Source organism: Pseudomonas sp. (genome assembly GCF_049645325.1).
Taxonomy (GTDB): Bacteria; Pseudomonadota; Gammaproteobacteria; order Pseudomonadales; family Pseudomonadaceae; genus Aquipseudomonas.
Genome location: NZ_JBARTQ010000096.1, coordinates 1 through 9,039, shown reverse-complemented (window position 1 = coordinate 9,039; position 9,039 = coordinate 1). Strand labels below are relative to the sequence as shown.

Below are 9,039 nucleotides of genomic sequence, written 5' to 3'. Positions count from 1 at the left end.
AGCGGGCTTGCTCGCGAAGGCGGTGGCTCAGCTGATATATCCATCAACTGACACATCGTCTTCGCGAGCAAGCCCGCTCCCACATTAGGCTGTGCTCGTCCTCGCAATAAGGCTTACACCATCCCGCCGAGCTTGAGCTCACTCTTCAAATACGCATAGTAAATCGGCCCTGCCACGACGCCCGGCAAACCGAATGCGGCTTCGAACACCAGCATCGCCAGCAGCAATTCCCACGACTTGGCACTGATCTGACCGCCCACGATCCGCGCGTTGAGGAAGTACTCGACCTTGTGGATCACGATCAGATAGCCCAGCGCCGCGACGGCCACCCAGATCGACAACGACAACGCGACGATGGTGATCAGGGTGTTGGAGATCAGGTTGCCGATCACCGGCAGCAGGCCCACCAGGAAGGTCAGCACGATCAGGGTTTTGGTCAGCGGCAGGTGAATCCCGCACAACGGCAGCACCACAGCCAGGAAGATCGCGGTAAAGGCCGTGTTCAGCGCAGCAATCTTGATCTGCGCGAAAACGATGTTGCGAAAGGCCTGGACCAGCAGGTGCAGGCGGTCGAACAGCGCGGCGGCCAGGGGTTTGCGTTTGGTCAGGTCGGGCACGCGTTGCAGGGCGATGATCGCGCCCAGCACCATGCCGATCAGCAAGGTGACGAACATGTGGGCGGCGTCTTTGCCGACCAGTTGCAGTTCGCTCAGGTGCTTGCTCAGCCAATCGCCGATGGCCACGCGAAATTCCGCCGCGCTGGCGGGCAGGTAGGCGTCAATGAACGGCGGCAGCTGGCCGCGCGCGCGGTCAACCACACCCATGAATTTATCCAGGGACGCCCCGGGGTTTTCCGCTTCGTGGAGCAGGAAGCTGATGGCGCCGGCGAAGATCAGGGTCAGCACGCTGACGATCAAAGTGCCCAGCAACGCCACCGCCAGCCAACGCGCACGCCGGCCTTCGATCAAGCGCTGCAACTGCGGGGTAAGCATGTTGACCAGTTCATAGACCAGCAGGCCGGCCAACAGGCTGGGCAGCAGCTTCAGCGGCAGGACCAGCAATAACCCACCGAAAATGATGACGCAACTGACCAGCAACAACACGTGACGCTGAGAAAACGTTGGCATACAGCCTCAAAACGAACGGCGTTAAAGGATGGGCAGTCTGCCAGCCTTGAGGGAATCAAGCGAGAGGTCTGATTATTGTAAACACCGTCAATGTGGGAGCGGGCTTAGCTACCTTTAAGGCACGTGCTCATAAAGGTTTTACGCGCATCGCCGGTCAGCGCCTTGGTTTTCGCCGAGGCATTGCAGTCTTTCATCTTCTGCTGCTGCGGCGTCAGGGTCTTGGCGTCGTTGGCCGCCGGAGCTGCCTTGAGGCACGTGCTCATGAATGTTTTGCGCTCGTCGCCGGTCTTGCCTTTGGCGTCGGCGTTGCAGGTGGTCATTTTCTGTTGCTGAGCCGTCTGCGCAGCAGTCGCGGCAAAGCCTTGGGAACACAACAGCAAGCCCATCATCAACAGCGGAATACGCAGCATCTTCATGGAGTTTTCTCCCTGTTACCGTGCCGAAGGGGCACAGCCTACGCAGGAGTGTAGTCAAAGCGTGTTACCTGTCACCGGCCACGAATATTCGACCGACGGTACTGCTCAGGGGTGCAACCGGCGTGGCGCTGGAACATCGCGATGAACGCCGACGCGGTGCTGTAGCCCAGGTCGAACGCCACATGCTGCACGCTGTGCTGGCTGTCGAGGGCTTCGATGGCGGCGAGGTAACGCAAGCGCTGACGCCATTCGCCAAAGCTGATGCCAAGTTCTCGCACAAACTGGCGGGCCAGGGTCCGTTCGCTGACATGCACCTGCTCGGCCCAGTGCGCCAAGGGCCGGTTGTCGCCGGGTTCAGCCTGCATGCCTTCCAGCACGCCGAGTAGGCCGGGGTGGCGAGCGTAGGGCAGGAAGCAGTCGTGAATCGGCGCCTGTTTGAGCTGGTCCACCAGCACCTTGGCCAGGCGAATGTCCGCTTCGGTCTGCGGAATATTGACGTCACGCCGGGCGAAGTCGCTGAGGATGGCCTTGAGAATCTCGCTGATCGCCAAGGTGCACGGCGACTGTGGCAACTGCGCGCACAGCGCCGGCGCCAGGCCCACCGAGCGGTAAACAATCGCCTGGGCGTTGTAGGAGCTGTGCTCGGTATTGGGTGGGATCCATACCGCGTATTGCGGTGGCGACATGAAGCGGCTGCCGGCCACTTCCATGCGCATCACGCCGTTGGCCGAGTAGTCCAGTGAACCCCAGAAGTGCTGGTGCGGTGTGCACTCGGTGTCCGGGGCAAATTCCGAGTAACGGAAGTACACGGGGCTCGGCAGGCTGGGGAAATCGGCAAGGCGTACGGTGTGTCGGGGCATGTTGTCTGGATACAGAGGTCGTTTGTCTGGATCGCAGTATAGGCTTCTATCCAGACAGGGGATAATCCCGCCTCATCAACACACCTGGTTTCTTTCGATGCAATACGCGTATCCCCTGCTGGCCATCTTTATCTGGGCCGGCAACACCGTGGTCAACAAACTCGCAGTGGGTTCGATTTTCCCCGCTGAAATCGGCTTTTACCGCTGGTTGCTGGCGGCGCTGCTGTTTACCCCGTTCATGCTCAAGCCGGTGATTGCCAATTGGGCGCTGATTCGCCCGAACCTGGGCAAGATCTTCATCCTCGGCGTGCTCGGCATGGCGGTGTACCAAAGCCTGGCCTACTACGCCGCGACGGTCACCACGGCGACCAACATGGGCATCATCCTGTCGCTGATGCCGTTGATGGCGCTGACGGCGGCCATCATCAGCCTCGGCCAACGCCTGACCTTCGGCGCGCTGACCGGTGCGGTGCTGTCGTTCGCAGGCGTGGTGGTGGTGGTTTCGGCGGGCAGCCTCGGCGGCTTGCTGCAACACGGGGTCAACCTGGGCGACGGCATGATGCTGGTCGCCACCCTGGCCTACGCGGTCTACAGCACCCTGCTGAAAAAATGGCAACTGCGCCTGCCGCCATTGGTGCTGCTGTATCTGCAGGTGCTGGTGGCGGTGGTGGTGCTGTTTCCGCTGTTCCTGTTTTCGGCAAAAGCCGGCCTGGGCTGGGCGAACATCCCGCTGGTGCTGTATGCCTGCTTGCTGGCTTCGATGCTGGCGCCGCTGGCCTGGATGCATTCGGTGAAGACCCTCGGCCCCAGCCGCACCACGCTGTTTTTCAACCTGCTGCCGTTGATTACGGCCTTGATTGCAGCGGTGGTATTGAAGGAAGAGTTGGCGATGTACCACCTGGTCGGTGGCTTGCTGACGCTGGGCGGGGTTATTTTGTCGGAGCGCTGGACTGCACCGGTGCGCCGTCAGGTCAGTGTTGCCTGAACCACCGCTATCGCAGGCAAGCCAGCTCCCACAGAGGGCCGGGTTGCCTGAGCGAACCCGGTCCACTGTGGGCGCTGGGTTGCCTGAGCGAACCCGGTCCACTGTGGGAGCTGGCTTGCCTAAGCGAACCCGGTCCACTGTGGGAGCTGGCTTGCCTGCGATGAACGATAACGCAGTCCACCGGCTAAACCCCTGCAGCCTTAAGCCTTTGCGCATGTTCCACAAACAACCGAACTGGCTCGGCACCCTTGCCCACCAGCCCCACCGACTGGTTGACGATATCGAAATGGTCCAACGCGTAGTCATCGCCAATTACCGTGCCCAGGTGTGAGCTGTAGCGCCCCACCATGCCATCGCACTGGCCCTTCTCGCGCACAAAGCTGCGGGCAAACAGGCGGCAGCTGCGGTGGGTGCCATCCAGCAGGTTGCGCCCGCGATCAGTTTTGCCCGGCTGCAAGGTGCCGGACCACGGGTAATAGCGCACGCCATTGACCTCCTCGGCGCCCTGCCCGCCCCACATGGGCGGCAAGCCTTGTGGGCAGTGGCGATTGAACAGCGCCACTCCGGCGCTGGTCAGGGATTGATGCGACGCCTGCAGGTCCGCCTTGAAGCGCGGCCCGCGATACCCAGTCTCCAGCAGGCTCATCACACTGGCGACCAGATGAAACAGCGCACTCATGAGGCGCCCTTTCACACTGCCGGCCGGGTAATGGGTGTGGATATGGTCCGCCAGCTCCGAACCATGATTGGGCCCGGCCACCGACGTCACCGACGCCACCCATTCCGGGCGCTTGGCCGCCGCATACCGCGCGGTCAGCGCGCCCTGGCTATGGCCGATCAGGTTGACCTTGTCGGCACCCGTCTCGCGGCGGATCTGCTCGATCTGCGCCAGCAACTGTTCACCCCGCACCTCGCTGGAACCAAGCGGCGCCACCTGCACGGGAAATACCTGCGCGCCGCCCGCCCGCAGCGCCGGGACAATGCCGTACCAGTAGGTAAATAACCCAAGGCGCACAAACCCCAACATGCCGGGCACCAGCACCAAGGGGTAACGCGTGGCGAGCGAATCGGGCATGGCGCAGACATCCAGATCAGGAAAGCGATGAGTCCATCCTAGACCAGCGCTTCATGGATCGACATGACCGCCCCATGACCAACTCATGACACCTTAAAAGCGCCCGGCAAAGTCATGCAGCTGGCGCTCGGCGTCTTCACAGGAGCGCTGGAACACACTTTTGTCCGACTCTTCACCTTCGGCGGCGATCACGCTGACGTCGTCGATACCGATATAGCCGAGCACCGTGCGCAGGTGCGGGTCGGCATGGTTCATCCATTCAAACTCGCCGCCCGGGCCAAACCCGTTGCCACCACGGCTGGTGATGATCAGCGCCTTTTTACCCTTCAACAGCGCCTGATACTGCGCAATGCCGTTGCTGTCCTGGGTGATGTCGAAGGTGAGGCCCATGCGCACGATCTGGTCGATCCAGGCCTTGAGACCGCTGGGCACGCCGAAGTTATACAGCGGCATGGAAATCACCAGCAGTTCATGGTCGATGAGCTCGCCGACCAATTCATCGCTCAGTTGCAGGTCGGCCTTCATGACCTTCGGCAAGGCGTGCGGTTCAGGGTAGAAATTCGCCGCCACAAAGGCTTCGGTGACGTGGGGAATAAAGGCCCGGCCGACCTCACGACGGGTCACTTGGGCTTCGGGGTTGAGGGCCTGCCAGGCGTCCAGAAACGATTCGGCGAGGCGCCGGGAGTGGGAGCGTTCGCCACGCGGACTGGCATGAATCACAAGCATTTTTTTCATGTGTACTACCTTCACGAGTTAGACTCAGGCGACCTGAAGGGTCGCCGTTCTTGCTCGCCAATCTAGGGCTGCACAGGCTGACCGACAAATGAGCAATAGTTGATCGAGATGAGTTTATTTCATCCATGGAGCCCAGATGTTTGCCTCGTTGCCCCTTACTGCCCTGCGTACCTTTGAATCGGCGTCGCGCCTCTTGAGTTTCAAGGCGGCCGCCCAGGAGCTGTCGGTGACGCCAACGGCGGTGTCGCACCAGATCCGCAGCCTGGAAACCTGGTTGGGCATTGCGTTGTTCGAACGCCTGCCGCGCCAGGTGCGTCTCACAGAGGGCGGCGAGCGGCTGTTCCGCAGCCTGCATGGCGCCTTGCTCGACGTGGCGCAAAGCCTCGACACCCTGCGCCCGCAACGCAGCGCCGGGCAGCTTACCGTCTCCACCACGCCGGCCTTTGCCGCGCTCTGGCTGGTGCCACGGCTGGGGCGCTTCTATGCCGCCCATCCCGACATCAGCCTGCGCCTGGATACCCGCTGCGAAGTGGTCGATCTGCAGCAGGACGCGAGTGTCGACCTGGTGATTCGCTACAGCCTGGGCGACTACCCGCACTTGTACGGCCTGTGCCTGTTCGATGAATCGTTTGCGGTGTATGGCTCCCCCGAACAGGTCGCGCGGGCCGAGAACCAGGTGCCGACGCTGATCAGCGTGCGCTGGCACAACTCCGATCTGTACGCGCTGGGCTGGCAAGCGTGGTGCGCAAAGGCCGGGGAGAGCTGGTTGGCCCACACCTCGCTGCTGCGCGAATACGACGAAGAGCACTACGCGCTGCAGGCGGCGATTGCTGGCCAGGGGTTGGTACTGGCGAGCAATATCCTCGTGTCGGAAAGCGTTGCCGCCGGCCTGCTGGTGCCCTATCGGCCGCAGGTGCGGGTGGATGGCGCCGGCTACAGCGCGCTGTGCGTGCCGGGCCGCGAGCGGCATTCGCCAGTGCGCGTGTTTTTCCAGTGGGTGCAGGAGGAGGCGAAGCTGTCCGGCCATGCACTTTGAAATCCGATAAAACTTTTTGCGTCAGGCAGCACTCACAACTTGGAGCGATCACGCCGGCAGAGCGTGGCGCAAAACCGGATTAGCACCAGGAGATTGAGATGACTGAAGCACATTTGACTGACGTTGCGACCCTGCGCAGCCGCGCCCGCCAGAACGTCGAAAACGGCGCCGTCACCGAAGGCTACGACGCAGACCGCGAAGAAATCATCCGCCTGCTCAACGCCTCGCTGGCCACTGAGCTGGTCTGCGTATTGCGCTACAAGCGTCACTACTTCATGGCCACCGGCCTGAAAGCCAGCGTGGCCGCCGATGAGTTCCTGGAGCACGCCACCCAGGAAGCCGAGCACGCCGACAAGCTGGCCGAGCGCATCGTGCAACTGGGCGGCGAGCCGGAGTTCAACCCCGACCTGCTGTCGAAGAACTCCCACGCGCAGTACGTCGCGGGCAATAACTTGAAGGAAATGGTCTACGAAGACCTGGTGGCCGAGCGAATTGCGGTGGACAGCTACCGCGAGATCATCCAATACATCGGCGACAAAGACCCGACCACGCGTCGCATCTTTGAAGGGATCCTGGCCCAGGAAGAAGAACACGCCGATGACATGGCGGATATTCTGCAAGACCTGTAACAGGTAGCACCGCAACCCCAATGTGGGAGCGGGCTTGCCTGCGAAGGCGTAGTGTCAGTCAATGAAGATATCGACTGAACCAACGCTTTCGCGAGCAAGCCCGCTCCCACATTTTTGTTCCCGGTTTGGACAGTCAGCCTTCGCCGTTGCTGCCTGCCCCAGCACCGCAATCCCTATGGGAGCGGGCTTGCCAGCTCCCACATTTTTGTTCCCGGTTCCGTCAGTTACTTCACGGTCTTCGGGGCTTTGCCTTCCTTCATCTGTTGCAGCAGCGGCGCACACTGGTTCGGCTCATCGCCACTGGGTGCCACCAGCGCCAGTAACCCGGCCGCAGGGCCGGCGATGACGCCCAGCGCCACCATGCCCGCGCCACGCAGCATCAGCGGCACGGCTTTCACGCCGGCATTGGGCTTGATGAACGGGCCGTTGACGTACAGCGGTGAGCGCAGGGAAAACAGGCGAAAGCCTTTGGATTCCGGGGTGATGGTGAGGTCCAGCTGTTCAGTGGCCATGTTCGCGGTGCCATCGATGTAGATGATCGCGTTCTCGGTATCGAACACGAACAGGCGCGTTGTCGCCAGGCCAGTCTTGATGCCGAAATCCGCCGCTGCGCAGTTGATCTTCACTTCCTTGTCGCCGAACAGGCGACCCACCACGTAGTTGCCCACGTTGAGCCCGGCGATCTCCATCAGCCCACGGCTGATGGCGCCGTCGTTGATGAGCATTTTCAAGTCACCGTTGGAGGTGCCGAGCAGCGCTGCCACGGAGTTGCCGCGCCCGGAAATATCCGCGTCGCCGTTGAGCTCACCAAAGCTGGTTTTCATCGGTTCGAAGGTCGGAAACAACTGCTTGAGCTTGAAGTTGCGCGCCGTCAGTTTGGCGCGGCCTTCCATCGGCGTGGTACGGCCATTCAGGCGAATCTGCGCATCCAGCTTGCCACCGGCCACGCCGAAGCGCAGCGGTTCCAGGCTCAGTTCGCCGTCGTTGAGGACCAGGTGGGTGTAGAGGTCGGTGAACGGCAGGTCGGCACTGTGCACGATGCGCTTGCCGGTGAATTCCACGTCGGCGTCCATGTCGCGCCAGCGCTCGGTGCGGAACTCTTCCACGGGCAAGACCTTGGTCGCCGGCTGCTTGCTTTCGCCACCACGGGCTTTTTGCTTGGCGTTGGAATCCGCCCCGATCAAGGGCGCGAGGTCAGTCATCAGCAGTTGATTGGACACCAACGCACCGCTGAGCTTGGGCCGTGGCTGACTGGCGACATAACTCAGGTTGCCGTGGATATCACTGTCGCCGATTTTGCCGTTGAAGTTCTCATAGGTGAACGAGGCGCCGCTGGCCTCGTGCAGCTTGGCGATCAGGTGGCCGTCGGTGGAGTACGCCGGGGAATCCGGCAGGGTGACGCCGGTCAGCGGGTAGAGGTTGCCCAGGCTTGCGCCCGCAAGCTTCAAACGCAGGTCCAGGGCGCCGAGGTTCAGCGGGTCGGTGAGGGTGCCGGCGAGGGCGATGCGGGTGTCGGCGATCTTGACCTGGGCCTGCAACGGGAACGGCTTGGCCGCGTCCTGCAGGGCCAACAGGCCGCCGATTTTGCCGGTGCCGTCGAGTTTCTGGCCGTGGTATTGGCCTTTGACCTTGAGGCCAAACGCATAGTCCTGAGGCGCGGCGCCTTTTTCCAGGGCTTTCTTGGCGTCGGCGTCGCCAACGATTTCGCCGAACGGGATCGGCTTGCCCAGCGGGTCGATGATCACATCGAGCTGGGTCTTGAGGGTTTGGTCGTCGAGGGTCACGTGGCCCTTGTCGAAGCCGATCGCGCCGATGTCCACCACCCAGCTGGAAGGTTCGGCATTCGGGTCTTTGGGGTCGAATTTGAAGGTCCAGTTGGCGCGACCGTCGGCCAGGCGCTGAAGGTCGGCGCTCGGCTCGGTAAGGTCAATACGCGGGATCACCACGCGCTGCACCAGCAAGGCCAGGGGCGAAATGCGCAGTTCGACTTTTTTGAGCGTGACCATTTGCGGTTTTTTCGACCACTCGGGGTTGCCCAGGCTCAGGTCTTCGGCAATCACATGAGGCCACGGCACCCACGCGCGCCAGCCGCCTTCATCCGGCTCCCGCGCCCACACCACAGCCAGGTTGCCATTGATGGCAAAGGGACGATGCAGCTCTTCGGAGACCTTGGCAT

General features: G+C 62.0%; 9 protein-coding genes. 3 read left to right on the top strand and 6 right to left on the bottom strand.

Going from position 1 to position 9,039, the window contains the following annotated elements; genetic code table 11:
• Positions 1-113: 113 nt before the first annotated feature.
• The 3 genes from WBB95_RS04010 to WBB95_RS04000 all read right to left on the bottom strand — a co-directional run bounded on the left by WBB95_RS04010 (position 114) and on the right by WBB95_RS04000 (position 2,403).
• On the bottom strand, positions 114-1,127 hold the full coding sequence (locus tag WBB95_RS04010; RefSeq protein ID WP_424486406.1) for an AI-2E family transporter: 1,014 nt from the start codon (positions 1,125-1,127) through the stop codon (positions 114-116).
• A 104-nt stretch (positions 1,128-1,231) separates the two neighbouring features.
• On the bottom strand, positions 1,232-1,543 hold the full coding sequence (locus WBB95_RS04005; protein WP_424486405.1) for a PsiF family protein: 312 nt from the start codon (positions 1,541-1,543) through the stop codon (positions 1,232-1,234).
• Between the two features lie 71 nt (positions 1,544-1,614).
• The gene (locus WBB95_RS04000) at positions 1,615-2,403 is read right to left on the bottom strand and encodes an AraC family transcriptional regulator (protein ID WP_424486404.1); all 789 of its coding nucleotides are present in this window, start codon (positions 2,401-2,403) and stop codon (positions 1,615-1,617) included.
• A gap of 97 nt (positions 2,404-2,500) precedes the next feature.
• On the opposite strand from WBB95_RS04000, the gene WBB95_RS03995 reads away from it, so the two are divergent.
• The gene (locus WBB95_RS03995) at positions 2,501-3,388 is read left to right on the top strand and encodes a DMT family transporter (RefSeq protein WP_424486403.1); all 888 of its coding nucleotides are present in this window, start codon (positions 2,501-2,503) and stop codon (positions 3,386-3,388) included.
• 184 nt (positions 3,389-3,572) lie between these two features.
• Here WBB95_RS03995 and WBB95_RS03990 read toward each other — a convergent pair whose 3' ends face one another.
• Together WBB95_RS03990 and WBB95_RS03985 are read right to left on the bottom strand one after the other, a co-directional pair.
• Positions 3,573-4,463, bottom strand: a complete 891-nt coding sequence (locus WBB95_RS03990) for an esterase/lipase family protein (protein WP_424486402.1) — start codon at positions 4,461-4,463, stop codon at positions 3,573-3,575.
• Positions 4,464-4,556: 93 nt separating this feature from the next.
• Positions 4,557-5,198 carry an FMN-dependent NADH-azoreductase gene (locus WBB95_RS03985; protein ID WP_424486401.1) on the bottom strand — a complete coding sequence of 214 codons (642 nt, stop codon included), beginning with the start codon at positions 5,196-5,198 and terminating at the stop codon, positions 4,557-4,559.
• 136 nt (positions 5,199-5,334) lie between these two features.
• Here WBB95_RS03985 and WBB95_RS03980 point away from each other — a divergent pair, with 136 nt between their 5' ends.
• Both WBB95_RS03980 and WBB95_RS03975 read left to right on the top strand, forming a co-directional pair.
• Complete coding sequence (locus WBB95_RS03980) at positions 5,335-6,234, top strand: LysR substrate-binding domain-containing protein (RefSeq protein ID WP_424486400.1); 900 nt, start codon at positions 5,335-5,337, stop codon at positions 6,232-6,234.
• Positions 6,235-6,332: 98 nt separating this feature from the next.
• Positions 6,333-6,863: a ferritin-like domain-containing protein gene (locus WBB95_RS03975; protein ID WP_424486399.1), complete on the top strand. Its 531-nt coding sequence runs from the start codon at positions 6,333-6,335 to the stop codon at positions 6,861-6,863.
• A 224-nt stretch (positions 6,864-7,087) separates the two neighbouring features.
• Here WBB95_RS03975 and WBB95_RS03970 read toward each other — a convergent pair.
• On the bottom strand, positions 7,088-9,039 hold a 1,952-nt coding region (locus WBB95_RS03970), incomplete at its 5' end, for an AsmA family protein (RefSeq protein ID WP_424486398.1).